The organism is Mesorhizobium sp. WSM3860 (assembly GCF_002294995.1).
Lineage (GTDB): Bacteria > Pseudomonadota > Alphaproteobacteria > Rhizobiales > Rhizobiaceae > Mesorhizobium.
In genome coordinates this window covers 28,937-54,100 of record NZ_NSGF01000020.1, presented here as the reverse complement: position 1 = coordinate 54,100, position 25,164 = coordinate 28,937, and the positions used below count along the sequence as shown (strand labels likewise).

Sequence of the window (25,164 nt, the reverse complement as noted above, 5' to 3'; positions counted from 1 at the left end):
GTTGAGCAGACTTTCCTTCTCCCACAAGCGGAGAAGGAAAGGCGCCCTTACAGCGCCTTCACCGCCACCTTGATCGGCTTTTCGATCTCCAGCGGGTTGCGCAGCGGCAGGCCGAAATCCCTGGCCTCGATCTCGAACGTGTCGCCTTCCTCGGTCCTGACGCCGTCTGCGAACGAGAGTGTGGCGGTGCCGAACATGTGCACATGCACGTCGCCCGGCTGGCGGAAGGCCGAATATTTGAAGTGGTGGTGCTCGAGATTGGCGATGGTGTGCGACATGTTCGCCTCGCCCGAAAGGAACGGTTTTTCCCAAAGCACTTTGCCGTCGCGCCAGATTCGTGAAGAGCCCCTGATGTCGGCGGGCAGCTCGCCGATCAGGATTTCCGGTCCGAACGAGGCGTTGCGCAGCTTGGAATGGGCGAGGAACAGATAGTTCACGCGTTCTGTCACATGGTCGGAGAATTCATTGGACAGCGTGAAGCCGACGCGGAACGGCGCGCCGTCGTCGCCGATCACATAGATGCCGGCAATCTCCGGCTCCTCGCCGGCGTCCTGCGCGAAGGCTGGCGACATCAGCGCGGCACCGGGCGCCACCGCCATGGTGCCGTTGCCCTTGTAGAACCATTCCGGCTGCACGCCGATCTGGCCCTTGGCCGGCTTGCCGCCCTCCAGCCCCATGCGGAACATCTTCATGGAATCGGTGAGCTGCTCCTCGCCGTCGCTGAGCTTCTTGTGCATGGAATCGCGCGTCGCGGCGGAGCCGAGATGCGTAAGCCCGGTGCCGGTAAGGTGGAGATGCGCGGGGTCGGGATGGTTGATTGGCGACACCAGTCGTCCCTTCTTGTAGACGGCGTCGAGGTCGACCGTCTCGCCATAGCCCTTGCGCTCGATCAGCGCCTCGAGCCCGGTGCCGGTGCGGGCTGCCTCCATCGCCAGCGAATAGACGCTGCGCGCGCCGTTGATGATCCGGGTCTTGCCGCCGCTGCGGGCAACGACGCGGATCGTCTCGGCGTCGTCGAGGATCTGGGAAATCAGCATGATGAACCCTCTCTCTTTTGCCTTGGCCCGGCTGCCCATGGCAAACCTTGACCGGCGCGGCCCGGAACCGATCCGCGCCACGGTTGAAACTCTTCGTCCGGATTGCACTCGCGAGCCTGGTCCTTCCAGGACTTCTTTGCGCCGACGGGTTGCCGGCGGCTTCGCGATCTAGAACCCGTATGCCTCCTTAGTCCTTGCCTCCGGCCTCTACGCCTTGTTCTTGTTGTAGACGTCGAAGATGACGGCGCCGAGCAGCACCAGGCCTTTCACCACCTGCTGCCAGTCGACATTGACGCCCATGATCGACATGCCGTTGTTCATCACGCCCATGATGAAGCCGCCGACCACGGCGCCGATGACCTGTCCGACGCCGCCCATCGCCGAGGCGCCGCCGATGAAGACGGCGGCGATCACGTCGAGTTCGCTGCCGAGGCCGGCGGCCGGGACGGCCTGGCCGAGGCGAGCGGCGATGATCAGTCCGCCGAGCGCCGACAGCACGCCCATGTTGATGAAGACGAGCAGCGTCAGCCTTTCGGTGTTGATGCCCGACAGCTGCGCCGCCTTGGAGTTGCCGCCCATCGCATAGATGCGGCGGCCGATGGTCATGCGCTTGGTGACGAAGACGAACAGCGAGATCAGCACGCCCATCACCAGCAGCACCACCGGCAGTCCCCTGTAGCTGGCGAACTGGAAGACCAGGAACAGCGCCAGCGCGCTGCCGACCAGCGTCTTGATGACGAACAGCGGGAAGGGCTCGGCCTCATAGCCATGCCGTTCGCGCTTACGCCGTGTCCTGAAGCCAAAATAGGCATAGGCCAGCACGGCGATCAGACCGAGCACGATCGTCGTCATGTGCAGCGTAAGGCCGCTGCCGACGATGGTCTTGCCGGCGGCATTCACCGTCGGCGGAATGAGCGTCAGCGGGCCGATGAGGTCCGGGATGAAGCCGGAGCTCAACGCCTTGAAGCTGTCGGGAAGCGGGCCGACCGAAGAGCCGCCGCCAAGCAGCGCCTGGCAGATGCCGCGGAAGATCAGCATACCCGCCAGCGTCACGATGAAGCTCGGTATTCGGTGATAGGCGATCCAATAGCCTTGCGCCGCGCCTATGCCGCCGCCGACGATGAGGCAGATGATTGAAACCACCAGCGGATTGCTGAGCGGACCGAGCGGCCAGATCACCATCATCATTGCGGCAAGCGCGCCGATGAAGCCGGCGACCGATCCCACGCTGAGGTCGATATAGCCGGCGACGATCACCAGCAGCATGCCAAGCGCCATCACGATGATGAACGAGTTCTGCTGCACCAGGTTGCTGAGGTTGACCGGTTTGAACAGCGTGCCGGACGTCGTGTACTGGAAGAACAGCATGATGACGATCAGCGCGATGATCAGGCCGTATTCGCGCAGGTTCGTCGTCAGCGCCGAAACGGCGACACGCGGACCATGCTTGACGTCTTCGGCGACGCCGCTCTGCGGCGCGGGAGCGCTTTCTGTGCTCATGAGGCTTTTTTTCCTTCTCCCCGAACGATGGCGCGCATGATCTTTTCCTGGCTGGCGTCGCTTGCCGCCATTTCGCCGACGATACGCCCTTCGTTCATGACATAGATGCGGTCGGCGATGCCGAGCAATTCCGGCATTTCCGACGAGATGACGACGATTGCCTTTCCCTCGGCGGCGAGGCGGGCGATGATCGTATAGATTTCGTACTTGGCGCCGACGTCAATGCCGCGCGTCGGTTCGTCGAGGATCAGCACTTCCGGGTCGGCGAACAGCCATTTCGACAGCACCACCTTCTGCTGGTTGCCGCCCGAAAGATTGCCGGTCAGCTGATAGACGCTGGATGCTCGGATGTTGGTCTTCTTGCGATAGTCGTTGGCGACGCTCATCTCGCGCATGTCGTCGATGACGCCGCGGCTGGAGACGCCTCCCAAATTGGCGAGCGTGACGTTGTGCTTGATGTGGTCGATGAGGTTGAGGCCAAAGGTCTTGCGGTCCTCGGTGACATAGGCGATCCGGTTCTCCACCGCCTTGCTAACCGTCGAAAGATCGAGAGGCTTACCCCTGAGCAGGACTTCGCCGCTGATATGCCGGCCGTAGGAACGGCCGAACAGGCTCATAGCGAATTCGGTGCGGCCGGCGCCCATCAGCCCGGCAATGCCCACCACCTCGCCTTTGCGCACATTGAGGTTGACGTGCTTGATCACCTGCCGCTCGGCGTGGATCGGATGGTACACTGACCAGTTTTTCACTTCGAAGATAACGTCGCCAATCTGCGGCTCGCGCGGCGGATAGCGGTCGTCGAGCGAGCGGCCGACCATCGAAGTGATGATGCGGTCCTCGCTGATTTCCTTCCTGGGCAAGGTCTCGATGGTGCGCCCGTCGCGGATCACCGTCACCTTGTCAGCAACGCGGTTCACCTCGTTGAGCTTGTGCGAGATCAGGATCGAGGTCATGCCCTGGCGCTTGAACTCGAGCAGGAGATCGAGCAGCGCCTGGCTGTCCTTTTCGCTGAGCGACGCCGTCGGCTCGTCGAGGATGAGGAGCTTCACTTCCTTGCTGAGCGCCTTGGCGATCTCGACCAGCTGCTGCTTGCCGACGCCTATATTGGTGATCAGCGTCTTGGGATCTTCCTTCAAGCCGACTTTGTCGAGCAGGGCCTTGGTGCGCTTCTCGTTGGCGTTCCAGTCGATGACGCCATAGCTGGCGTGCTCGTTGCCGAGGAAGATGTTCTCTGCGATCGACAGCATCGGCACCAGGGCAAGCTCCTGGTGGATGATGACGATGCCGATATGCTCGCTGTCATGGATACCCTTGAAGTGGCATTCCTGGCCGCGAAAGACGATCTCGCCTTCATAGGTACCGGTCGGATAGACGCCCGACAGCACCTTCATCAGCGTCGATTTGCCGGCGCCGTTCTCGCCGACGATGGCGTGGATTTCTCCTTCCTCGACACTGAGGTTGACGTTCGACAGCGCCTTGACGCCGGGGAACGTCTTGGTGATGTCGCGCATCTCCAAAATCGTCGAGCTCATCAGGAATTCGCTCCCTGGCGCATGCCTTCCCATTTCCGGAAAGCGTTATGCGCGTAATCAACATACTGCAGTCCGGCTCGCGCCGCGATGGCGCATGGCGCTGCAGAAGCCGGCAAAAACAATACCGGGGTCGCTTCTGAACGAAAAGGGGCCCTGCGTCGCGCAGGACCCCTCCCTTAAAGGCTGGATTACTTCAGCTCGTCGGCCTTGATGTAGCCGGAGTCGACGACCAGCGCCTGGTAGTTCGACTTGTCGACCTCATGCGGCGTCAAGAGGATCGAGGGAACGACCTTGACGTCGTTGTTGTAGGTCTTGGTGTCGAGGCCGTCCGGCTTGCCGCCGGAGAGCACCTTGTCGACCAGCTGCACGGTGGCCTTGGCCAGCTCGCGGGTATCCTTGAACACGGTCGAATACTGCTCGCCCGAGATGATCAGCTTGACCGAGGCGGTCTCGGCGTCCTGACCGGTCACGATCGGCCAGGGCTGAGCTTCCGTGCCGTAGCCGACAGCGCGCAGCGAGGCGGTGATGCCGCGCGACAGGCCGTCATAGGGCGACAGAACGCCATCGACACGGCTGCCGTCCGAGTAGTTGGCCGAGAGCAGGTTGTCCATGCGGGCCTGGGCGGTGGCAGCGAGCCAGCGCAGCGTGCCGACCTTGTCCATGCCCATCTGGCCCGACTTGATCTTGATCGAGCCGTCATCGATCAGCGGCTGCAGGACCGACATCGCGCCGTTGTAGAAGAAGAAGGCGTTGTTGTCGTCGGGCGAGCCGCCGAACAGCTCGACGTTCCACGGCTTGGTGTTCGGGAAGCGCTCCTTGAGGCCCTTGACCAGGGAATTCGCCTGGATCACGCCGACGCCGAAATTGTCGAAGGTGGTGTAGTAGTCGACGTTCGGGGTCTTCTTGATCAGGCGGTCATAGGCGATGGTGACGACGCCTGCATCATTGGCCTTCTGCAGCGCATCGGCCATGGTGGTGCCGTCGATCGAAGCGATGATCAGCGCCTTCGGGCCTTTCGTGATTTCGTTTTCCAGCTGGCTGAGCTGGTTCGGGATGTCGTCCTGCGCATATTGCAGGTCGACCGTGTAGCCGAGCGCTTCGAGCTGGGATTTGACGGCGTCGCCGTCGTTGATCCAGCGCTGCGAGGTTTTGGTCGGCATCAGCACGCCGACGAGGCCCTTGTCGGCGGCGTGCGCCGAATAGGTCGTGGCGGCAATGCCAAGGGCCGCGACGGCGGCCAGCGTCTTGATAATCTTCACATTACTCTCCCTGGTTGATGGACGCGACACCTCGGGGCTTCGCGGGCCGCGCAGTCGAGCAGGAGCGCAATCGCGCCTCTGTCGGCTTTATCGATCTCCGGTATCCTCCCAATCGGCCCCGCGACGCAGTTTCAATCGATACGATTTTGCTCGTTGCCGATCGCTGCGTCTCGGAACGCGCGAAGGGTGTGTTCCTTTGACATAACTGTCAAATGCGATCTTTGCTGGTTGCTATACCGAAACTGGTATGATTTAGCGCAGGGCAGAGAATTGCCGGAGAGGCTGGGAAATCATGGCGGCGTTGCGCGATCTTGACGCGATTTCAGGAAGTTACGAGAAGCTTCCGGGAGATGGGGAAACGCTCCTGCGCAGCGGCTTGAGCCTGCGCCATATGCGGATGATCGCCGCCCTCGACGATCACGGACGGGTGAGCGCCGCCGCCCAGGTCATGAATATTTCCCAGCCGGCGGCCTCGCGCATGATCGCCGAGATGGAGGCGGTGCTCGACGTGAAATTATGCGAGCGGCTGCCGCGCGGCGTGACGCTGACCCCTTACGGCCAGGCGCTCGCCAGGCGCGCCCGCTCGATCCTGCTCGAAATGCGCGAAGCCGACCGCGAGATTTCGGAGCTTAAGGCAGGCAAGGGCGGCTCGGTGTTTCTCGGCGCCGTGACCGCGCCGGCGATCGAGCTGGCGGTGCCGGCGATTCGCGAGATCCGCCGCATCTATCCGCGCATCGAGATCACCATGCAGGTCGAGACCTCGAACGTGCTCGCCCGCGAGCTGATCGCGTCCCGCCACGACTTCATCATCGCCCGCATTCCCGACGACCTCAATCCGCGGCTGTTCGAATCGCGCGTCATCGGCATCGAGAAGGCCTGCCTCATCGTGCGTCGCGGCCATCCGCTTGCCAGCGGCGGGATGGTCGGCCTGGAGGAGACGGCCGCCTATGACTGGGTCTTCCAGTCCGGCGGCTCGCCGCTGCGCCAGGCGATGGAAAGCAATTTCCTCAACCGCAACATCCCGCTTCCCGACCGCATCCTCAACACCTCTTCGCTGCTCTTGACGCTGGTGATGGTGGCGCAGTCCGACGCCATCGCCCCCGTTTCGGTCCAGGTGGCCAAGTTCATCCAGAGCGGCGACGGGTTGTCCGGAGCGATCGATGTCGTGCAGACCGAGTTCGACATCGAGGTCCGGCCCTACAGCCTGATCACGGTCAGGAACCGGGTGCTCTCGCCCGCCGCCAAGATGCTGCACGACTTCATCCTGCGCGAAGTGGGGTAATGGAACGAGAATGCTACCTGCGCGTTCAAACAGATCGGCAGCTCACTGGAGCCCGTTTGGGTGAGGGAACGACCTGCCGATGCTGAACTATCGGGAGGTCTTTGATGGAACGTCGCTTGTTTCTAACTGGAATGCTTGGCGTTGCGGGGGCAGCGGCAATTGCAACCCTGGCTGGCCCCAGCAGAGCGGTTGCCGGAATTCCAAGCGGCAACGGAATTCTCGATGAACTCGATAAGGCGGATGCCGCCGTCTTCGAGGATGGAGACGAACGAGCTGAAGTGGAGCAGGTCTACCATCGTCATTGGCACCGCGGGCGTCGCCGCCGCAGACGGCGCCGCGTCTGGAGACGGGTTTGCCGCCGCTACTGGCGTCGTGGCCGCTGGCGTCGCCGCTGCTGGCGCGAACGTGTTTGGATTGGCTTTTGGCTTTAGGGGATCATAGCGGTTCAGCTTTGGATAGAGCCGCTTACCCGCTGTAAAGAACTGTTTTTACGCACAACCGGTCCAGAGCCGGCCGCCGCAAGGTGGCCGGCTTCTGTTTCGCCATAAATCGCGCGGCTATCCTCTTCGACGGCCCAAGCCCCTGCTGCTTCCAGCGCGTCTTTCGTTTTGGCCCCTTTCGGCGAACGAGCCCGCTCCCTTCGCAGTGCGGTCAAAAAAGCACGTTGATTTTCCAGGTCCCCTGCTGTTGAGAGGGTGCGGGCAGTGGGCGAATCTGGATCTTCGATGTTTTCAAAGCTGCCTGTTGTTAACCATCTCAATGTTAGCCTTGGTCTCGCCGGATGAGCGAGGTCACCAATATGCACGCCGATCTGCCGCGCGCGGGGGTTAAGCGGAGGCTGATAGCCAAGGCGCTAGCGTTCCTCGCCGCCGTCCTGACAATGCTGCCCGCAAATGCCGAAACGGTGCAGGAAAATCCCGGCGGTCAGATCGTGATCTTCGCTTTGCACGTCGCCGAGCTGCGCGCCGCGAACGAGCCGGTGGAATTTGACGGCGCCTGCGACAGCGCCTGCACGCTCTATTTGTCTTTGCCCGCCGAGCAGCTTTGCATCACGCCGCGCGCATCATTCGGCTTCCATCTGCCTTACGGCGTCGGCGCCCAGCAGAATGCGGCTGCCGCGGAGTACCTGATCTCGCAATATCCCGATTGGGTGCGGGAGTGGATCGAGGAACACGGCGGCCTGTCGCACACCATTGTGCGGATGGAAGCGGCCGATGCCGCAAAGCATCTTCCCCTGTGCGGCGTGCTGGCCTGACCGCAAACGGCAACGATCGCGTTCGCCTTCGGCCGCTTAAGGACGCTCTGCCTGATCGCACCGACCGGATGGCACTGGAGTGAGGGATGGAGCGGGTAGCGGGAATCGAACCCGCGCGTTCAGCTTGGGAAGCTGACAGGCTACCATTACATCATACCCGCGCAGCAGCCTCGTTACCATGATGCCCCCGCATCTAGCAATCGGCGATGCATTGAAAGCCGAGAGCGATCCACCGGCGCTTTGACGCCGCGCCGCAACATGGTAAGGCTCGCGCGTTAAGGGTGGGGACCCAGCTTGGAAATCAATGTTCGGAAGAGGAAGCGAGCCTCTCGCTCCGGAAGAGCCTTTGCTTTGGAAGATCTCGGATTCCTGCTGAGACTTCCTGTTTTTGTATTCGTCTCTCTTTTCGTGCCTGAGAAGAGATGGCGCAGTGTCTGCCTTTGGCTGGAGCGGCTGAAACGGGCGCCTGAGTCTCGGCGCGACGTCGGTGCGCAACCGGACCTTGCCGCCTTTGGCATAGCCGGCCGTGAAGACCGGCTCCGAGTCGACGCTATGCGCAGCGAACACAACATCCAGATCCTGAGGGAGTGGCTCGTCGGCTGGCGACCCGAGATCGAACTTCACGGCGCCGAGCATCTCGAAGCGGCGAGCAGCAAGGGTCACGGGGCCGTCCTGTGGATCGCGCATTTCGCCTTCAATGCGCTTGCGGCGAAGATGGCGTTCGCGAAAGCCGGCTTCGACGTCTTTCACGTCAGCAGGCCCGAGCATGGTTTCTCGAAATCGCGCTTCGGCATCCGGTTCCTTAACCCTATCAGGACCATCGTCGAGCTCAGATATGCGGCGGGCCGTATCGTGATAGACCGCGCCAATCCGGCCGCCAGCATGAACGAGGCGAGGCGGTTGCTTCGCCAGGGCAAGTTTGCGTCTATCACCGCGGGCGCCTGGGAGGGTGAGCTGCTGGTGCGTGCGCGGATCGGCCAGTCGGCCATTGAACTGGCCGGCGGCGCGCCCCGCTTGGCCAGAATCGCGGGCGCTCCGCTGCTGCCGGTCTTCGTCGTTCGTGACGACAGCACAGGCAAGATACGGGTGACCGTGGAAAAGCCGATCGATCTTGATCGGGGCCAGGACAAGGCCGAACTGATCCAGAGCGCCGCGCAAGACTTTGCCGATCGGCACCTGGCCTATCTGAAGGCCAGTCCCCACCAGTGGCGCGACTGGGGCAAGTTAAAGGCTCACCAAGGCACCTTGATCGAGATGGAAGCCGGATGCCTCTCTTCAGCATTCTGATAACCGACGACGGCAGCGAGCACCTTTCCGGGCTCGTTGCCGAAAACATCCACTCGCTCACGGCTGCTCATCCCGGCGAAGAGCACCGCCTGTTCCGGGAAGCGGCATTAGCGGAGTTCATTTCAACGCATTTCGGGGCAGAGGTGCTTTCGGCTTTCAGGACGCTGCGACCTTATTCATACAAGGCGGACCTCGCCAAATATTGCCTGCTCCATGAGCAAGGCGGCCTTTATGCCGATCTCTCCTATTTCTTCCTGCGCGGCGTGCCGCGCGCCAATGGAAAATTGTCGATCTTTCGCGATTTCCTCAGCTCGACCCCTTGGGACACCAGCATCGGGGTTGTCGCCGCGCCGGCTCGCCACAAGGCGCTGGCCAAGGCGATCGAGCTTGTCTGCGCCAATGTGAAACGGGAATATTACGGGCCGACTGCGCTCTGCCCCACAGGCCCGACCTTGTTCGGCAAGGCCGTCGCGCTGACCTGCGAACCGGAAGACCTCATCGTCGGCGAAGCCGTCAGGTCGGTGCCGCCTGCCGCGGCTCTTCAGCCTTCCGCGGATTTCGGCCATTGCCTCAGCCATGATGGCGAGCCGATCGCGATCAAGCGCAAGCGGGGCGGCAAGCCGATATCGCAACTCGGTGTCGGCGGCGGCAACCGCTACAACAGGCTGTGGCGCTCCAGGGAAGTCTACCGCGACCGGCCGCTTTGGGCCCGCATCTTCCGGTGGCGAATCTGACCGTGCGAGCCACGTGTACCGGCTGGATCAGGCTGTTAAGGCCACCAGCGGGATAGCTTCGCGCCGCGGCCTTCGGCTTGATGCCGGGTAAACGAGTGCGTATTTCTGAGGTCACGCCCCGAATCGGGCAGCTCGAACCGGAGAACGGCCTTGTCCGCACTGACACGCTTTCTCGGCGATACGCCACTCAGGGTGCTTGTGAAGCTGCTGGTGGTTTCCTTCCTCGTCGGCCTCGTCATGCACGCTTTCGGCTGGTCGCCGATGGACGTGCTCTATGGCATCCGCCAGTTCTTCATCGACCTGTGGAATCTCGGCTTCCATACTATCGACCGCTTCCTGGGCTATATCCTGCTCGGCGCCGCGATCGTCGTGCCCGCCTTTATCCTGCTCAGGATCGCGAGCTACAGGAAGTAGTCTGGCGAGCGTCAGTCATAGGCGGCTGCGACCTCGAACAGGATGGCGTGGCGCGCGGCAAGCGCCGGCACGTCGCTCGAATAGCCGCCGCCGATGACGCCGCACAGCGGGATGCCGGCCTTGCGGAAATGGCTGATGACCATCTCCTCGCGGCCGCGCAGGCCGTTGTCGGTCAATGTCAGCCGGCCAAGCCGGTCCTCGGCATGGACATCGACGCCGGCATTGTAAAAGACGATGTCCCAGCGCCGTCTTGCGCAAAGCTCTGGAAGAATGACGCGGAGCCGGCCGAGATAGGCGGCGTCGCCGGTGCCGTCCGGCAGCGCGATATCGAGATCGGAGGCGATCTTGCGCGCCGGATAATTGCGTTCGCCATGCATGGAAAAGGTGAAGGCGCGCGGCTCATCCTTCAGAATGTCCGCCGTGCCGTCGCCCTGATGCACGTCGAGATCGACGACCAGGATGTTTTCGACGGCGCCCTCCGCAAGCAGGACCAGGCAAGCCACTGCCACGTCGTTGAAGGTGCAGAAGCCCGCGCCTTGGGCGCGCTTGGCATGATGGCTGCCGCCGGCGGCGTTGCAGGCTATGCCGTGTCTCAGCGCCAGCCGCGCCGCCAGCACCGTGCCTGCGGTTGCTAGCTGCGCTCTCAGTGACACGCGCTGGCCGACCGGGAAGCCGATCTCGCGCTCGATCTTTTCAGGCACCTGGCAAGCGAGCACCTGGTCGACATAGTCGGCCTCATGCGCGAGCTTGAGCCACGCCGCAGGCGCCGGTTCCGGCATCGAAAGCGCTCCCGCTGCTGCCAGCCCGCGGCTGCGCAAGGCCTCCATCAGCAAAGGATATTTGCTCATCGGAAAGCGGTGATTGGCGGCAAAGCCGGCGTCATAGTCGGGATGGTGGACGATCTGCAAAGGCATGATGAGGCTGCCTGCGCCAGAGCTGGAATTCGGTTGGCCGTCACCCGATGGCGATTGCGCGGCAGCGGCAAACTGGGGCACATCGGCCGTTCGATCAAGCCGCAATGAGCAAGGCAGCGATCCTTGGACAAGGGTGCGACCCACATCAACGCCAGGACCTTCATCGTCACCAACCGGTCGGTGCTGACGATCGCTGTGCCGATGACGCTCGCGTATTTGACGACGCCGCTGCTCGGCATTGTCGACACCGCGGTGGTCGGGCGGTTGGGCGATGCGGCTCTTCTTGGCGGACTGGCCGCAGGCGCGCTGGTCTTCGACGTCGTGTTCACCACCTTCAACTTCCTGCGTTCCGGCACCACCGGCCTCGTCGCCCAGGCTTTCGGACGCGGCGATCCGCTGGAGGAGCAGGCGGTGCTCTGGCGGGCCGTGCTGATCGCGGTCGTCGCCGGCGTGGTGCTTGCAGCACTTGCGCCGCTCTTTGCGGTAGCCGGCCAGTGGTTCATGGGCGCCGAGCCGCGTGTCAGCGAGGCGATGTCGGTCTATATCCGCATCAGGCTCATTGCCGCGCCCTTCTCGCTCATCAACTACGCCATCTTGGGCTACGTGCTGGGGCGTGGCGAGGGCGGGATAGGGCTGATGCTGCAGGCCGTGCTCAACGGCATCAACATCCTGCTCTGCTTCCTGCTTGGCCTCGAGCTCGGCTGGGGCGTCGCCGGCGTTGCCTGGGCGACCGTCACCGGCGAGTTCCTGGCCATGCTGCTCGGCCTTGCCATCGTGCTGAGGCGGTTCCGAAAATTGGAGCGGCCGTCGCGCCGGCGCATCCTCGACCTGCCGGCCTACCGGCGCATGCTGTCGCTCAACCGTGACATCATGATCCGTTCCTTCTCGCTGCTTGCCGCCTTCGCGCTGTTCACCAGACAGGGCGCGCAGTTTGGCACGGTCACGCTCGCCGCCAATGCCGTGCTGATGAACTTCTTCCTCGTCGCCGGCTATTTCCTGGACGGCTTTGCCACCGCAGCCGAGCAATTGGCCGGCCGCGCCATCGGCGCGCATGCGGCCACCCCTTTCCGGCAAGTCTGATCTGGGGCTTTGGCCTGGCGGCTGTTGCCAGTCTTATCCTGCTGACGGCCGGCGCACAGCTGGTGGCGCTGGTGACGACCGCTCCGGAGGTCCGCGCGGTCGCGGATGCCTATCTGCCCTGGGCCGCCTTCACCGCGCTGAGCGGCGTGCTCGCCTTCCAGATGGACGGCGTCTTCATCGGCGCCACCTGGTCGCGCGACATGCGCAACATGATGCTCTTGTCCTTCCTGGCCTTCACCGCGGCGATGATCACGCTGGCGCCCGCCTTCGGCAACAACGGCCTATGGGCCGCGCTGCACGTCTTTTTGCTGGTGCGCGGGTTGAGCCTGTTGATGGTGCTGAGGCTCAGAGTACGCAAGGCGTTCAGCTGATCAGCTTTGAAGCCCAGCGCTCGCAAGCCGAGTCGCGCAAATCTCGGATCGACTTCAGCCGCTCGCGCTCCACAAACCGCGCCATGCCGGCAACGAGGCGTCCGGGCAACGCCGGCCCGGCATAGACCATGCCGGTGTAAAGCTGAACGAGGTCGGCGCCGGCTCGCATCTTCTCCAGCGCGGTTTCCGCCGAGTCGACGCCGCCAACGCCGATGATGGCCATCTTCGGGCCGAGCAGCTTGCGTATGCGGGCGAGCACTGCTGTCGAGCGCTCGAACAGCGGCCTGCCAGAAAGGCCGCCCGTCTCGCTGGCGAAAGCAGTGCTGCGCAATCCCGTCCGCGCAAGCGTCGTGTTGGAGACGATGACCCCGTCGATCTTTTTCTCGATGACTTCGGCGGCGATGTCTTCCAGTTCCGCTTCGGCGAGGTCCGGCGCGATCTTGAGGAAGACAGGCGGCTGCGCGGACGCAGCCGCGCGCGCCGCCACTACGCGCGCGAGCAACTCGCCGAGTTGCTCGCGCGCCTGCATGTTGCGCAGGCCCGGCGTGTTGGGCGAGGAGATGTTGACCGTCAAATAGCTGGCAAGAGCCGCGAAGCGGGCGACGCCACGCTCATAGTCGGCAATGCGGTCGGCGCTGTCCTTGTTGGCGCCGATGTTGACGCCGACGATGCCGCCGCGCCCCTTGCGCGCCGCGAGGCGCTTTTCGGCAGCGTCATGGCCTTCATTGTTGAAGCCGAGTCGATTGATCACAGCCCCGTTCGCAGTCAGCCGGAAGATGCGCGGCTTGGGGTTGCCCGGCTGCGGCAGCGGCGTGACCGTGCCGACCTCGGCGAAGCCGAAGCCGAGTTTGAGCAGCGCATCCGGCACTTCGGCGTTCTTGTCGTAGCCGGCCGCCATGCCGAGCGGATTGGGGAAATCGAGCCCGCAGACGCTGACCTCGAGTCGCGCGTCGCGCGGGGGAGGCGAGGCGACCGGCAGGCCGCAACGCAAAGCCGCGATCGACAGGCCATGCGCCGTTTCCGGATCGAACGAGAAAAGCAGCTTTTGGCCGATCCGGTCGAGCACGCTCATTCGTCCTCCAGCGGCGGGAATTCGTGGCCGCTGGCGCCGAGCGGCAACGGCTTCACCCAGAGAACGGCGTCGAGAGAGAGCGCGGCGTAGAGATGCGGGAACAGGGCGCCGCCGCGCGACACCTCGTATTTCAGCGCGTCGCCCAGCTTTGCCGCGTCGATCGCGATCAGCAGCAGGTCCGTCTGCCCGGCGAAATGCCTGGCCGCCGTCTCGCGCACTTGGGCAGCGGTGGAGAAGTGGATGAAGCCGTCGGCGATGTCGATCGGCGCTCCGGTGAAGCGGTCGTTCCGTTCCGCTTCGCGCCACATGGCTTCAGGCGCGATCTTGTAGATAAACTGAGACATTGGCGCGCTATAGTCCGAACGAACCTTGGGGGAAAGGGTGCTTCCGAACTCTTCCCCATTTCAGGCGCAAACCTGTGATATTCTTGGCTCAACGGCTCATGGAGGATAAACAACATGCGTCTGCAGCACATTCTGATCCCGGCGGCGCTTTGCTCGCTGGTCGCCGCATCGGCCTATTCCGAGGAGACGGACCGCTATCGGCTCGAAAAGTCCGCTAACGGCTATGTCCGCATGGACACCCAGACCGGTGCCATGTCGGTCTGCGAGGAGCGCTCCGGTCAGCTCGTCTGCAAGATGGCTGCCGACGAGCGCTCCGCCTTCCAGGACGAGATCGACCGGCTGCAGAGCACGGTGAAGGCACTCGACGAGCGCGTCGCGAAGCTTGAGAACTCGCTCTCCGCCCGGCTGGAGTCCCAACTGCCGAGTGAGGAGGATTTCAACAAGACGATGAGCTACATGGAGCGCTTCTTCCGCAGCTTCATGGATATCGTCAAGGACATCGATAGGCAGGAAGGCGACGGTGGCTCGAAGCCCAGCCCGCAAAAGACCTGAGCTCCCGGGAAAAAGCCTGCGCGCGGCCTTTGCTGCTTGAAAACGCGCCGCGCCGCCGCATAATCGTTCCGATCCCGTAAGAACCACATACAACGGGGATCCGGGGAGGAATATTTGCCGTCGGGCCACACTTTCGTCATTGCCGACGACCATCCGCTGTTTCGCGGCGCCCTGAAGGAAGCGCTTGCCGGCATAGGCGACGTCGCCGCTATCCACGAGGCCGGCGATTTCGAAAGCGCCAAGGCGCTGGTCGTGGCCAATGAAGACATCGACATGGTGCTGCTCGACCTGTCGATGCCGGGCGCCAGCGGCCTGTCCGGACTGATCTCGCTGCGCGGCATCCATTCGTCGGTGCCGCTGGTGGTGGTGTCGGCTCATGACGATCCCGCCACCATCCGCCGCGCGCTCGATCTCGGTGCGTCCGGCTTCATCTCCAAATCCGCCAGCATGGAGGAGATACGCAGCGCCGTGCAGGCCGTGCTTGCCGGCGATATCGCAGCACCCGCCGGCATCGAACTCGGCGTCGAGCGGGATCCGGAGATCTCCGATCTGATCAAGCGCCTGCAGGCGCTGACGCCGCAGCAGACGAGGGTGCTCGGCATGCTGGCCGAAGGCCTGCTCAACAAGCAGATCGCCTATGAGCTCGGCGTCTCCGAAGCCACCATCAAGGCGCATGTCTCCGCCATATTGCAAAAGCTCGGCGTCGACAGCCGCACCCAGGCGGTGATCCAGCTTTCCAAGATCGGCGGCGACCCGCTGCAGCCGGTGGGCTGATCACTCCGCCGCTGGCGCCAGTGCCCTGACCCTTGCCATCATCGAGCGCAGCACGGCAGGCTTCAGCGGCTTGTTGATCACAGGCACGTCGAGCTGGCCAGCCGCAGCGCGCACCTCGCTGGAGCGGTCTGCGGTGACCAGCACGCAGGGCAGGTCCTGGCCGTAGGCGGCGCGCAGCCTGGCGATGGCGTCGAGCCCGGTGCCGCCGTCGAGATGATAGTCGGCGAGCACCACATCCGGCCTTGCCGCGCCGGGGCGCATCAGGTGCTGCGATCCCGAAGCGGTCTCGACGCTGCAGCCCCAGCCTTCGAGCAGCAGGCGCATGCCGTCGAGGATGCGCGCGTCATTGTCGATGCACAGCACATTGAGTCCGGCAAGTGAGGATGGCGCGCGCGCGGGGGCCTTTGCCATCTCGCGCGGCGGTGCCGCGATCGCGGCGACCGGCAGGATGACGGAAAAACGCGTGCCCTTGCCGGGGTTGGAGAAGATGCGGATTTCGAGCCTCAGCACCCTGGCAATGCGGTCGACGATGGAGAGGCCAAGGCCAAGGCCTTCGGCCTCGCGCGCGCCTTCGTCCAGCCGGGTGAATTCGTGGAAGACGGTGTTCAGCTTGTCGCCGGCAATGCCGATGCCGGTGTCGATCACCTGGATTTCGGCCAGCTCGCCGCGCCTTCTCACGCCGACCAGTATACGGCCGTCGCGCGTGTATTTGATCGCATTCGAAACGAGGTTCTGGATCAGCCGGCGAAGCAAATTGCGGTCGGTCATCACGCCGAGCGACGACGGCATGATTTTCAGGCCGAGCTTCTTTTCGGCGGCGAGCGGGCGAAAATCGTTGCCGATCTGGCCAAGCAGGCCGCCGAGGCTGAAGGCGGTGTCCTCGGGCTTCAACGCGCCGGCGTCGAGCCGCGATATGTCGAGCACCGCGCCGAGGATGGTCTCGACCGATTCCAGTGAGGATTCGATGTTGGTCGCGGCCCTGCCGGCCGGTCCCTTGCCGGCCTTCTCGATCAGCGAGGAGCAATAGAGCCTGGCGGCGTTGAGCGGCTGCAGGATGTCGTGGCCGGCGGCGGCGAGAAAGCGGGTCTTGCTGAGATTGGCTTCCTCGGCAAGCATCTGCGCCTGCGCCAGCTCCTCGTTGACGCGGGTAAGCTCGGCGGTGCGGCTCCTGACCCGCTGCTCCAGCGATTCATTGGCCCGCTTCAGCGCCAGGTCCTGCTCGACGCGGCCGGAAATGTCGGCATAGGTGGCCACAATGCCGCCGTCGGGCATCGGGTTGGAGCGCAGCTCCAGGATGCGGCCGCTGGTCCTGAGCTCCATCTGCCAAGGACCGACGAAGCTGGTCAGCCGGTTGAGCATCGTCACCCGCTGGTCGGCGGCGATATCGCCGCGCTCGGCCAGATGCCGCAGGATCTGGTCGAGCGACACGCCCACCTGGCCCATCTCGTCGGGCAGATCGAACAGCGCCCGGTATTGCCGGTTCCAGCAGATCAGCCGCAAATCCCGGTCGAAGACGGTGATGCCCTGCTCCATCTGGTCGAGAGCGATCTGCAGCAGGTCGCGGTTGTGCTGCAGCGCCTCGGTGGCGTCGTCGAGCAGCCGGAAGGCGTCCTTGGAGTCGCGGTCGTTGCGGCGGAACAGCAGCGACAGGATCAGCCGCGCCGACGACGAGCCGACGGCGCTCGCCAGCAACTGCTCCGAGAAACGGATGACGTCCATGCTGGCCTGTTCCTTGCCGTGCAGGGAGACGTTCGCGTTCTTCTCGAAGGACTGGAAGGAACGCTCGGTGCGCTCGACGCCGAGATAGCGGGCAATCGTGTCCTTGAGGTCGTTGACGGTGACGGCGGTGCGGAAGCGGCGCAGGCTTGGCATCGGGCCGGCTTCGCGCGGCACGAAGATTGCCGCCTGGATGCGCTCCAGCGGCACCGATGCGCGGGACAGCGTACCCATCACGAAGAATAGCGTGTTGACCGACAGGCTCCACAGCACGCCATGGTTCAGCGGCTCGCCGACGGTGCCGAACAGCGCCTGGGGTCTCAGCGCCTCGAAGCCGAACAGGCCATGGACGACAAAGTCGGAGCCGGGACCGACCAGCGAAGGGAGCAGCAGCGTGTAGCCCCACACTGCGATGCCGGCGACCATGCCGAGCGCGGCGCCGCGGCCATTGGCGCGGCGCCAGATCAGTCCGCCGATCAGCGCGGGGGCGAATTGCGCGATGGCGGCAAACGACATCAGCCCGATCGAGGACAGCCGCGCGCTGTTGGTGCTCTCGCGATAGTAGAGGAATGCGATGAACAGCATGATGAAAATCGACGCCCGCCGCACGTTCAGGATCAGCGTCGACCAGTCTTCGTTCTCCGAAGACGTGGTCTTGAGCAATCGACGCACGAACAGCGGGATGACGAGGTCGTTGGAAATCATGATCGACAGCGCCACGCTCTCGACGATGACCATGGCGGTGGCCGCCGACAGGCCGCCGATGAAGGCGATCATCGCCAGCACGTCGTGGCCGCTGAACAGCGGCAGCGACAGCACGTAGAGGTCGCTGCTGGTCCTTGCGCCGACCAGCGACAGCCCGGCAAATGCGATCGGCAGGACGAACAGGTTGATCGCCACGAGATAGAGCGGAAACACCCAGGTCGCGGTGCGCAGTTCCGCTTCGCTGCGGTTCTCGACAATGGTGACGTAGAACTGGCGCGGCAGCATCAGGATGGCGAAACCGCTCAAGGTCGTCAGCACCAGCCAGGTGGCCAGGGACGTGTTGTAGCCCATCGCCTGGCGCACGTCGGCATTCGCGGCGAGCGTCGCCAGCATGTCGCCGGGACCGCCGAAGATGAGGAAAGTTACCATCAGGCCGATGGCAAGGAAGGCGGCGAGCTTGACCACGGTCTCGACCGCGACCGCCAGCACCAGCCCGTCCTGGTGTTCGGTGGCGTCGGCGTGGCGGGTGCCGAACAGGACCGCAAACAGCGCCAGCAGCATCGCCACCACCAGCGAGATGTCGCTTACAAAAGGATCAAAGGAGGGCGGCGATCCCGTATAGTGCTCGATCATCAGGCTGACCGAGCCGGAGATCGCCTTAAGCTGCAGTGCGATATAGGGCACGGCGCCCACCGTGGCGATCAGCGTCGCGATCGCCGCGACGGCAAAACTCTTACCGTAGCGGGCGCCGAGAAAGTCCGCAATCGAGGTGATCTTTTCGCTCTTTGCCAGCCGGACGATGCGGTTGAGCAGCGGGAAGCCGAACACGAAGACCAGCACCGGGCCGGTGTAGATGCCGAGGAATTCGAGACCCCGCTCGGAGGAGAGCCCGACCGAGCCGAAGAAGGTCCAGGAGGTACAGTAGATGGCGAGGCTGAGCGCATAAATGGAGGGCCGCGCGCGGCCGAGCCCGGCTGCTACCGAGCGCCGGTCGCCGACGCTGGCGATCGCAAAAAGCAGCGTCACATAGGCGATCGCGATGATGACGACGAACCAGCCTTGCATGGTTCGAACTTCCTCCCTGACCGGCTCCTCGCCCGGTTATCAAACGCAACCACAGCTTGGCCCTCAAGTCCACCGCGGCTTTCGGCGCATAGGTGCGCGGTGACGCCCGGAAGCGCGAGCCGGTCAGGGACAAACCGGTGGCCTCGCCCTTTTTCCGGTTTTGCAACTGGGGGTTTTTGTTATTGTGGCTTCGGGTCGGCGCCGGAGAGCCGGGGCGGCAGCGCGGCCCGTCATGGCAAGGAGGGTCGGATGCTGAAAGAATTCCAGGAATTCATCTCCAAGGGCAATGTGATGGACTTGGCCGTCGCCGTCATCATCGGCGCCGCCTTCGGCAAGATCGTCGACTCGCTGGTCGGCGACATCATCATGCCGATCATCGGCGCAATTTTCGGCGGGCTCGACTTCAACAATTATTTCTTTGGGCTGTCCTCCAATGTCCATTCGGCCACGCTGGCCGAAGCCAAGAAAGAGGGCGCGGTTTTCGCCTATGGCAGCTTCATCACCGTCGTGCTGAATTTTCTGATCCTTGCCTTCATCATCTTCCTGATGGTCAAGGCGGTGAACAATCTGCGCAGACGGCTGGAGCGAGAGAAGCCCGCGCCTGCCGCCGCGCCGCCGCCGGCGGATGTCCAGCTTCTGACTGAAATCCGCGACCTGCTCGCCAGGAAGTAATGCATCCAACTTTCTTCGCTGGACCAAAACCCCGGCCGCTTGCGGCTGGGGTTTTCCGTTCAGCGATCTGGTAAGAGCGCAGCAAAACGAGCCCGGATTTGTCCATGACCCTGATTGAGACCTTGCGCGCCGAAGCCCGTGCTGCCCCCGAAAGCGGCATTGTCGCCGTCGTCAATCACGGCCGCTTGCGCGAAGGCCTGATCCCGCTATGGGCCGGAGAGGGCGACCTGCCGACGCCTTCCTTCATCAGCGATGCCGCCGCAGGCGGCCTCGCCAATGGCGAGACCTTCTACACCTGGCAGAAAGGCATTCCCGAGCTCAGGCAGGCGCTCGCCCGCTACTATGCCAGGCATTTCGGCCAGCGCTTCGCCGAGGAAGAATTCATCGTCACCGGCTCGGGCATGCATGCCATTCAACTGGCTATCGACGCGATCGCCGGCAGCGGCGACGAGGTCGTCTATCTCTCGCCGGCCTGGCCGAATTTCGCCGCCGCCGCCGGTGTTGCCGGCGCTGTTCCCGTGCCGGTCACGCTCGACCAGTCAGGCAATGGCTGGTCCTGCGATGTCGACAAGATCGCATCTGCCGTCACGCCGCGGACCAAGGCGCTTTTCATCAATACCCCCTCGAACCCAACTGGCTGGACCGCCGATAAGGAAACGCTTCAAGCGATCCTCGATCTGGCCCGCACGAAGAAGCTTTGGATCATCGCCGACGAAATCTATGCGCTGTTCCACTATGGCCACGGCCGCGCGCCGTCTTTCCTCGATATCGCAACGGCGGAAGACCGCATCCTGTTCGTCAACAGCTTCTCCAAGAACTGGGCGATGACCGGCTGGCGCGTCGGCTGGATCAAGACCCATCCGGCGCTGCAGCAGGTGTTCGAGAACCTGATCCAGTACTCGACCTCGGGCGTCGCCCAGTTCATGCAGCGTGGCGCGGTTGCGGCCCTCGACGAGGGCGACGGCTTCATCGTCGAGCAGGTCGAGCGGGCACGTGCGGCGCGCGATCTGGTCTGCGACGTCCTGGGTGCCACCGGCAAGGCGCGCTTCACCGTGCCGCAAGGTGCGTTCTATCTGTTCTTCACCGTCGACGGCATCACCGATTCCCGCGCCGCCGCCTTCGACATCGTCGACAACGCCAATGTCGGCCTGGCGCCCGGCACGGCCTTCGGCCCCGGCGGGGAGGCCTTCCTCAGATTATGCTTCCACCGCCGCCTCGATCAGCTCGAGGAAGCGGCAAATCGCCTGGCGAAATGGATGAAGACGGTCTGAACCGCCAGAAGCCGGATTGAAACTCGCTCAGGTGAATCAGCCGGTGCGGGTTTCGAGAACCGGAGCGCAGCGGACATTCAGGTCCGTGAGCACCGGAAGCGCAGAAAGTTGCAGCGGATGGCCGCCGGAGCGAGTTTCAATCCGGCTTCAGCCGCCTGATTTCGGCACCAGGAGTGGAATAATCCGGTCGCTCTTGGCGACGACGGGGCGGCCTGAGGCGGCATAGGGGATGCCGAGCGCGTCCCAGGTCTCGACCAGCGCGTCCTGCAGTTCGGCGATCAGCGCGTCCGAATGGAAGGGTGTTGGCGTGATGCGCAGCCGTTCGGTGCCGCGCGGCACCGTCGGATAGTTGATCGGCTGGATGTAGATGCCGTGGACGCCAAGCAGGCGGTCGCTCGCCATCTTGCAAAGCTCCGGATCGCCGACCAGCACCGGCACGATATGGGTGGCCGATTCCATCACCGGCAGCCCGGCCGCGGCAAGCACCTGCTTGGTCCGCGCTGCCTGGCGCTGCTGCGCGTCGCGCTCGGCTTGCGAGCGCTTCAGATGCCTGATCGAGGTCGTGGCGGCCGCCGCGATCGCCGGCGGCAGCGCGGTGGTGAAGATGAAGCCCGGCGCATAGGAGCGCACCGCATCGATGACGGCGCTCGTGCCGGTGATGTAGCCGCCCAGCGTGCCGAAGGCTTTGGCCAAAGTGCCTTCGATGATATCGATGCGGTCGGCAAGGCCCTCGCGCTCGGTGATGCCGCCGCCGCGCGCACCATACATGCCGACGGCATGCACCTCGTCGATATAGGTCATGGCGTTGTAGCGCTCGGCGAGTTCGACGATCTGCTTGATCGGCGCGATGTCCCCGTCCATCGAATAGACGCTTTCGAAGACGATCAGCTTGGCGCGCTCGCGCCCTGCCGCCTGCAGCAGGCTCTCCAGATGCGCGACGTCGTTGTGGCGAAAAATCTTCTTTTCGGCGCCGGAACGCCGCACGCCTTCGATCATCGAGGCGTGGTTCAGTTCGTCCGAGATGATCAGGCAGTTGGGCAAGAGCCTGGCGATGGTCGAGATCGAGGCTTCGTTGGAAACGAAACCGGAGGTGAAGACCAGCGCCGCCTCCTTGTCGTGCAGGTCGGCGAGTTCATGCTCGAGCTCGACCAGCGGGTTGGACGTGCCGGAAATGTTGCGGGTGCCGCCGGCGCCCGAGCCCATCCGGCCTGCCGCGTTCTGGAAGGCGGCGATGACGTCCGGGTTCTGGCCCATGCCGAGATAGTCGTTGGAGCACCAGACGGTGATTTCCTGGGCGCGACCGTTGGAGCGCCAGATGGCGCGCGGAAACTTGCCCACGATGCGCTCGAGGTCGGCGAAAACGCGGTAGCGCCGCTCGGCATGGAGCTGGTCGATCGCGTCTTCGAAGAACCGCTGGTAGTTCATGTCGGCTTCCCAATTTTGCGCCGGATCATAGTCACGGGCCTATGTTACGTCCACCGCGCCGCACCGGTCAAAATGCCACGCCCCGCGCCTGTTCCTAACGATGCCGGATCATGGCCTATTCCCGGGGATGTGAACCAGTTTTGTTTCGGTACGATGCCTCGGGCGGGAGGAACTGTTACAGACTTAACACTAAAATGGGAGGCTAATGGGCTTACGGCGGGGTTTCCAGCATGGCGGCTGTTGAGACAGTTTCCGAAAGATCTAGATCAGCGAGGTAAGCGATGACGGTTTTGGTGACGGGCGGTGCCGGCTATATCGGCAGCCACATGGTCTGGGAGCTTTTGGACGCCGGCGAAAGCGTCGTCGTGCTCGACCGGCTTTCCACCGGCTTCGAATGGGCGGTGGCGCCCGAGGCGAAGCTCGTCGTCGGCGACGTCGCCGATCGCGAACTGGTCGGCCGGATCATCCGGGAAAACAAGGTCGACGCCATCATCCATTTCGCCGGCTCGATCGTGGTGCCGGAATCGGTCGCCGATCCGCTGGGCTACTACGAGAACAACACCTGCAAGACCCGCACGCTGATCGAAACCGCTGTGCGCGCGGGTGTGCGGCATTTCATCTTCTCGTCCACCGCAGCCGTCTATGGCGGCGCCGGGCTGGAGCCGGTGCGCGAGGATGCGCGGCTGGCGCCGGAATCGCCTTACGGCCTGTCCAAGCTAATGAGCGAGTGGATGCTGCGCGATGCCGCGATTGCGCACGACATCCGCTATACGGCGCTGCGCTATTTCAATGTCGCCGGCGCCGATCCCAAGGGACGCACCGGACAGTCGACGCCCGGCGCCACGCATCTGATCAAGGTCGCCTGCGAGACGGCGCTCGGCAAGCGGCCATTCATGCAGGTCTTCGGCAAGGACTATCCGACGCCGGACGGCACCTGCATCCGCGACTACATCCATGTCAGCGATCTGGCGGCGGCGCACCGGTTGGCGCTGCAGCGACTGCGCGATGGCGGCGAGAGTCTCGTCGCCAATTGCGGCTACAGCCACGGCTATTCGGTGCTGGAAGTAATCGACAGCGTGCGCCGCGCCTTCGGCCATGATTTCGACGTTCGCATGGGTGAACGACGACCGGGCGACGCCGCCGCCGTGGTCGCCAATTCCGACCTTGCCCGCAAGGAGTTCGGCTGGACGCCGCAGCGCGACGACCTCGACCAGATCGTCAAGGATGCGCTGGCCTGGGAACGCATCCTGACGACCAAGAACTCCGTTCGAAACTGAGCAATTCCAGGACAAGTGTGTAGCGCTTTTCCGTCCGGAATTGCGTAACGAGACTGACCTGTTGGGCCAAGGGCTCGTCCGGCGCGTTTAGACGCGGTATTGAGGCGCATGCGGTGGTGCGCGGAGGCGCACTATTGGAATGATCCTTGAGGGACGGCATGAAGGTCTTGGTGCTCGGAGCCGGCGTGGTTGGCACGGCGGCCGCTTACTATCTGGCCAAAGACGGCCATGAGGTGACGGTGATCGAGCGCCATGAAGCGGCAGCGAGCGGCACCAGCCAGTCCAACGCCGGCCTGGTCTCGCCGGGCGACGCCACCGCCTGGGCCTCGCCGGCGGCGCTGAAGACCTTTCTGCGCGCGCTCTGGAACCATGACCTCGGCATCAAGGTCCGGCTGCGCCTTGATCCCTATTTCTATGCCTGGAGCCTGCGCTTCCTGCGCGAATGCACCTTGGCGCGCCTGCGCGCCAACACCGACGTCAAGCTGAGGCTCGCGCTCTATTCGCGCGACTGCATCAATGCGCTCTCGGAGGCGACCGGCATCCACTACGACGAACGCAGGAAAGGCATCCTCTACTTCTTCCGCTCGCAGAAAAGCTTCGACACCGGCACCGACAACTACCGCTATCTCGGCGAGCACGGCCTGCCGATCGAGATCGTCGGCCGCGACCGCCTGGCCGAGTTGGAGCCGGGCCTTGCCGGCGTGAAGGACAAGATCGCCGGCGGCATCTATTCGCCGATCGACCAGACCGGCGATTCCAAGCAATTCGTCGACAAGCTTGCCGCCTATGCGGCCGAGAAGCTCGGCGTCAGGTTCCTGTTCGGCACGACAATCGAGGGCCTCGACATCGATGGCGACCGGGTGCGAGCCGTATTGACCTCGGCCGGACCGGTTGCGGGCGACGCCGTCGTCATCTCGATGGGACCGGAAAGCGGCCTGTTCGGACGCCGCTACGGCCTCGACCTGCCGGTCTACCCGGTGAAGGGCTACACAGTGACCGTCCCGCTCGAGGACGAGAGCAAGGGCCCGACCATGGGCGGCGCCGACGAAGACCGGCTGATCGGCTATTCGAGGCTGGGCAACCGCCTGCGTATGTCCTCGACGGCGGAATTCACCGGCTTCGACCGCAGCTTCAAGCCGCGCGATTTCAGAACCATTCTGGAAACCGGCAAGGATCTGTTCCCGGGCGCCTTCGACGAGAAGAAGGCTTTGTTGTGGGCAGGCCTGAGGCCGATGATGCCGAGTTCCGTGCCCATCTTCGGTCAGGCGAAATACCGCAACCTCTATCTCGACACCGGCCACGGCCATCTCGGCTGGACCATGGCTTGCGGCTCGGGAAAATTCCTGTCCGACCTCGTCGCCGGCCGCAAGCCGGAGATCGATCCACAAGGGTTGCTTTACGCGACAGCGGCCTGAGATTTTAACTTGCGGCGTGTTTGGCGAGTCGCCAATTGCCGATGCTGGCGCCGCCCCTCGTCCGCCTGCCGGCACTTCTCGCCGTAGAACGGGGAGAAGGGAACTGGCCGCAATGCCGAGGCCCAACACCGACAACTGGCGAGACTGTCGACGACAGCGTCTTTCTCCCGTCCCTATACGGGGAGAAATGCCCGGCAGGGCAATAAGGGGC

Annotated in this window: 21 protein-coding genes, 1 tRNA gene and 1 pseudogene; 12 read left to right on the top strand and 11 right to left on the bottom strand. The window is 63.7% G+C overall.

Annotated elements, in window-relative coordinates; translation table 11 throughout:
* Positions 1–47 precede the first annotated feature (47 nt).
* The 4 genes from araD1 to chvE all read right to left on the bottom strand — a co-directional run bounded on the left by araD1 (position 48) and on the right by chvE (position 5,328).
* A complete protein-coding gene (araD1, locus tag CK220_RS25440; RefSeq protein ID WP_095814196.1) occupies positions 48–1,037 on the bottom strand; it encodes an AraD1 family protein in 990 nt (329 codons plus the stop codon).
* A 207-nt stretch (positions 1,038–1,244) separates the two neighbouring features.
* On the bottom strand, positions 1,245–2,537 hold the full coding sequence (mmsB, locus tag CK220_RS25435; protein WP_095814152.1) for a multiple monosaccharide ABC transporter permease: 1,293 nt from the start codon (positions 2,535–2,537) through the stop codon (positions 1,245–1,247).
* A complete protein-coding gene (gene mmsA, locus CK220_RS25430; RefSeq protein WP_095814151.1) occupies positions 2,534–4,069 on the bottom strand; it encodes a multiple monosaccharide ABC transporter ATP-binding protein in 1,536 nt (511 codons plus the stop codon). Before mmsA ends, mmsB begins: the two co-directional genes overlap by 4 nt.
* Positions 4,070–4,257: 188 nt before the next feature.
* Entirely contained in the window at positions 4,258–5,328 is a 1,071-nt protein-coding gene (gene chvE / locus CK220_RS25425; RefSeq protein WP_095814150.1) for a multiple monosaccharide ABC transporter substrate-binding protein, read from the bottom strand.
* Between the two features lie 292 nt (positions 5,329–5,620).
* Between chvE and CK220_RS25420 the strand changes: the two genes are divergently transcribed.
* A complete protein-coding gene (locus tag CK220_RS25420; protein WP_095814149.1) occupies positions 5,621–6,610 on the top strand; it encodes a LysR substrate-binding domain-containing protein in 990 nt (329 codons plus the stop codon).
* Positions 6,611–7,055: 445 nt separating this feature from the next.
* Here CK220_RS25420 and CK220_RS31625 read toward each other — a convergent pair whose 3' ends face one another.
* Complete coding sequence (locus tag CK220_RS31625) at positions 7,056–7,370, bottom strand: hypothetical protein (protein ID WP_141245225.1); 315 nt, start codon at positions 7,368–7,370, stop codon at positions 7,056–7,058.
* Between the two features lie 21 nt (positions 7,371–7,391).
* On the opposite strand from CK220_RS31625, the gene CK220_RS25410 reads away from it, so the two are divergent.
* Complete coding sequence (locus CK220_RS25410) at positions 7,392–7,865, top strand: hypothetical protein (RefSeq protein ID WP_095814147.1); 474 nt, start codon at positions 7,392–7,394, stop codon at positions 7,863–7,865.
* A gap of 87 nt (positions 7,866–7,952) precedes the next feature.
* Here CK220_RS25410 and CK220_RS25405 read toward each other — a convergent pair.
* Positions 7,953–8,026 (bottom strand) — tRNA-Gly (locus tag CK220_RS25405).
* A 190-nt stretch (positions 8,027–8,216) separates the two neighbouring features.
* Here CK220_RS25405 and CK220_RS25400 point away from each other — a divergent pair.
* The 3 genes from CK220_RS25400 (at position 8,217) to CK220_RS25390 (ending at position 10,300) form a co-directional block, all read left to right on the top strand.
* Positions 8,217–9,152 (top strand): hypothetical protein, encoded by a 936-nt coding sequence (locus tag CK220_RS25400; protein WP_141245224.1) that lies wholly within the window; start codon positions 8,217–8,219, stop codon positions 9,150–9,152.
* A complete protein-coding gene (locus CK220_RS25395) occupies positions 9,131–9,886 on the top strand; it encodes a glycosyltransferase (protein WP_095814145.1) in 756 nt (251 codons plus the stop codon). The genes CK220_RS25400 and CK220_RS25395 overlap by 22 nt, the downstream gene beginning before the upstream one ends.
* Before the next feature lie 150 nt (positions 9,887–10,036).
* Positions 10,037–10,300 (top strand): DUF6460 domain-containing protein, encoded by a 264-nt coding sequence (locus CK220_RS25390; RefSeq protein WP_095777454.1) that lies wholly within the window; start codon positions 10,037–10,039, stop codon positions 10,298–10,300.
* Positions 10,301–10,311: 11 nt separating this feature from the next.
* Here CK220_RS25390 and CK220_RS25385 read toward each other — a convergent pair whose 3' ends face one another.
* A complete protein-coding gene (locus CK220_RS25385) occupies positions 10,312–11,214 on the bottom strand; it encodes a histone deacetylase (protein ID WP_095814144.1) in 903 nt (300 codons plus the stop codon).
* Positions 11,215–11,337: 123 nt separating this feature from the next.
* On the opposite strand from CK220_RS25385, the pseudogene CK220_RS25380 reads away from it, so the two are divergent.
* A pseudogene (locus tag CK220_RS25380) lies at positions 11,338–12,665 on the top strand (MATE family efflux transporter).
* On the opposite strand, the gene CK220_RS25375 reads toward CK220_RS25380, so the two are convergent.
* The gene (locus tag CK220_RS25375; RefSeq protein ID WP_095814143.1) at positions 12,658–13,737 is read right to left on the bottom strand and encodes a quinone-dependent dihydroorotate dehydrogenase; all 1,080 of its coding nucleotides are present in this window, start codon (positions 13,735–13,737) and stop codon (positions 12,658–12,660) included. The pseudogene CK220_RS25380 and the gene CK220_RS25375 sit on opposite strands and share 8 nt — an antisense overlap.
* Positions 13,734–14,081 (bottom strand): DUF952 domain-containing protein, encoded by a 348-nt coding sequence (locus CK220_RS25370; RefSeq protein WP_095814142.1) that lies wholly within the window; start codon positions 14,079–14,081, stop codon positions 13,734–13,736. Before CK220_RS25370 ends, CK220_RS25375 begins: the two co-directional genes overlap by 4 nt.
* Positions 14,082–14,195: 114 nt before the next feature.
* Between CK220_RS25370 and CK220_RS25365 the strand changes: the two genes are divergently transcribed.
* A complete protein-coding gene (locus tag CK220_RS25365) occupies positions 14,196–14,633 on the top strand; it encodes a hypothetical protein (RefSeq protein WP_095814141.1) in 438 nt (145 codons plus the stop codon).
* A gap of 114 nt (positions 14,634–14,747) precedes the next feature.
* Positions 14,748–15,407, top strand: coding sequence for a response regulator transcription factor (locus tag CK220_RS25360; protein ID WP_095814140.1), 660 nt, complete (start codon positions 14,748–14,750; stop codon positions 15,405–15,407).
* Here the strand turns inward: CK220_RS25360 and CK220_RS25355 are convergent, their stop codons facing one another.
* The gene (locus tag CK220_RS25355) at positions 15,408–18,893 is read right to left on the bottom strand and encodes a PAS domain-containing hybrid sensor histidine kinase/response regulator (protein WP_095814139.1); all 3,486 of its coding nucleotides are present in this window, start codon (positions 18,891–18,893) and stop codon (positions 15,408–15,410) included. It lies immediately after the preceding gene.
* Between the two features lie 249 nt (positions 18,894–19,142).
* Between CK220_RS25355 and mscL the strand changes: the two genes are divergently transcribed.
* Positions 19,143–19,565 (top strand): large conductance mechanosensitive channel protein MscL, encoded by a 423-nt coding sequence (gene mscL, locus CK220_RS25350; protein ID WP_066996877.1) that lies wholly within the window; start codon positions 19,143–19,145, stop codon positions 19,563–19,565.
* A gap of 104 nt (positions 19,566–19,669) precedes the next feature.
* Entirely contained in the window at positions 19,670–20,836 is a 1,167-nt protein-coding gene (locus CK220_RS25345; RefSeq protein WP_095814138.1) for a pyridoxal phosphate-dependent aminotransferase, read from the top strand.
* Positions 20,837–20,983: 147 nt separating this feature from the next.
* Here CK220_RS25345 and hemA read toward each other — a convergent pair whose 3' ends face one another.
* A complete protein-coding gene (gene hemA, locus CK220_RS25340; RefSeq protein ID WP_095814137.1) occupies positions 20,984–22,261 on the bottom strand; it encodes a 5-aminolevulinate synthase in 1,278 nt (425 codons plus the stop codon).
* Positions 22,262–22,542: 281 nt separating this feature from the next.
* On the opposite strand from hemA, the gene galE reads away from it, so the two are divergent.
* Positions 22,543–23,538, top strand: coding sequence for a UDP-glucose 4-epimerase GalE (galE, locus tag CK220_RS25335; RefSeq protein ID WP_095814136.1), 996 nt, complete (start codon positions 22,543–22,545; stop codon positions 23,536–23,538).
* A 158-nt stretch (positions 23,539–23,696) separates the two neighbouring features.
* Positions 23,697–24,953, top strand: coding sequence for a D-amino acid dehydrogenase (locus tag CK220_RS25330; protein ID WP_095814135.1), 1,257 nt, complete (start codon positions 23,697–23,699; stop codon positions 24,951–24,953).
* The last annotated feature ends 211 nt before the right edge of the window (positions 24,954–25,164 follow it).

Excerpts from the sequence above, each read along its gene's own strand:
- araD1 (WP_095814196.1), bottom strand. The coding sequence starts at position 1,037 with ATGCTGATTTCCCAGATCCTCGACGACGCCGAGACGATCCGCGTCGTT.
- CK220_RS25385 (WP_095814144.1), bottom strand. The coding sequence starts at position 11,214 with ATGCCTTTGCAGATCGTCCACCATCCCGACTATGACGCCGGCTTTGCC.
- CK220_RS25365 (WP_095814141.1), top strand. The coding sequence starts at position 14,196 with ATGCGTCTGCAGCACATTCTGATCCCGGCGGCGCTTTGCTCGCTGGTC.
- CK220_RS25395 (WP_095814145.1), top strand. The coding sequence starts at position 9,131 with ATGCCTCTCTTCAGCATTCTGATAACCGACGACGGCAGCGAGCACCTT.
- CK220_RS25375 (WP_095814143.1), bottom strand. The coding sequence starts at position 13,737 with ATGAGCGTGCTCGACCGGATCGGCCAAAAGCTGCTTTTCTCGTTCGAT.
- mscL (WP_066996877.1), top strand. The coding sequence starts at position 19,143 with ATGCTGAAAGAATTCCAGGAATTCATCTCCAAGGGCAATGTGATGGAC.
- CK220_RS25420 (WP_095814149.1), top strand. The coding sequence starts at position 5,621 with ATGGCGGCGTTGCGCGATCTTGACGCGATTTCAGGAAGTTACGAGAAG.
- CK220_RS25345 (WP_095814138.1), top strand. The coding sequence starts at position 19,670 with ATGACCCTGATTGAGACCTTGCGCGCCGAAGCCCGTGCTGCCCCCGAA.
- CK220_RS25370 (WP_095814142.1), bottom strand. The coding sequence starts at position 14,081 with ATGTCTCAGTTTATCTACAAGATCGCGCCTGAAGCCATGTGGCGCGAA.
- CK220_RS25410 (WP_095814147.1), top strand. The coding sequence starts at position 7,392 with ATGAGCGAGGTCACCAATATGCACGCCGATCTGCCGCGCGCGGGGGTT.
- mmsA (WP_095814151.1), bottom strand. The coding sequence starts at position 4,069 with ATGAGCTCGACGATTTTGGAGATGCGCGACATCACCAAGACGTTCCCC.
- CK220_RS25355 (WP_095814139.1), bottom strand. The coding sequence starts at position 18,893 with ATGCAAGGCTGGTTCGTCGTCATCATCGCGATCGCCTATGTGACGCTG.
- hemA (WP_095814137.1), bottom strand. The coding sequence starts at position 22,261 with ATGAACTACCAGCGGTTCTTCGAAGACGCGATCGACCAGCTCCATGCC.
- mmsB (WP_095814152.1), bottom strand. The coding sequence starts at position 2,537 with ATGAGCACAGAAAGCGCTCCCGCGCCGCAGAGCGGCGTCGCCGAAGAC.
- CK220_RS25330 (WP_095814135.1), top strand. The coding sequence starts at position 23,697 with ATGAAGGTCTTGGTGCTCGGAGCCGGCGTGGTTGGCACGGCGGCCGCT.
- galE (WP_095814136.1), top strand. The coding sequence starts at position 22,543 with ATGACGGTTTTGGTGACGGGCGGTGCCGGCTATATCGGCAGCCACATG.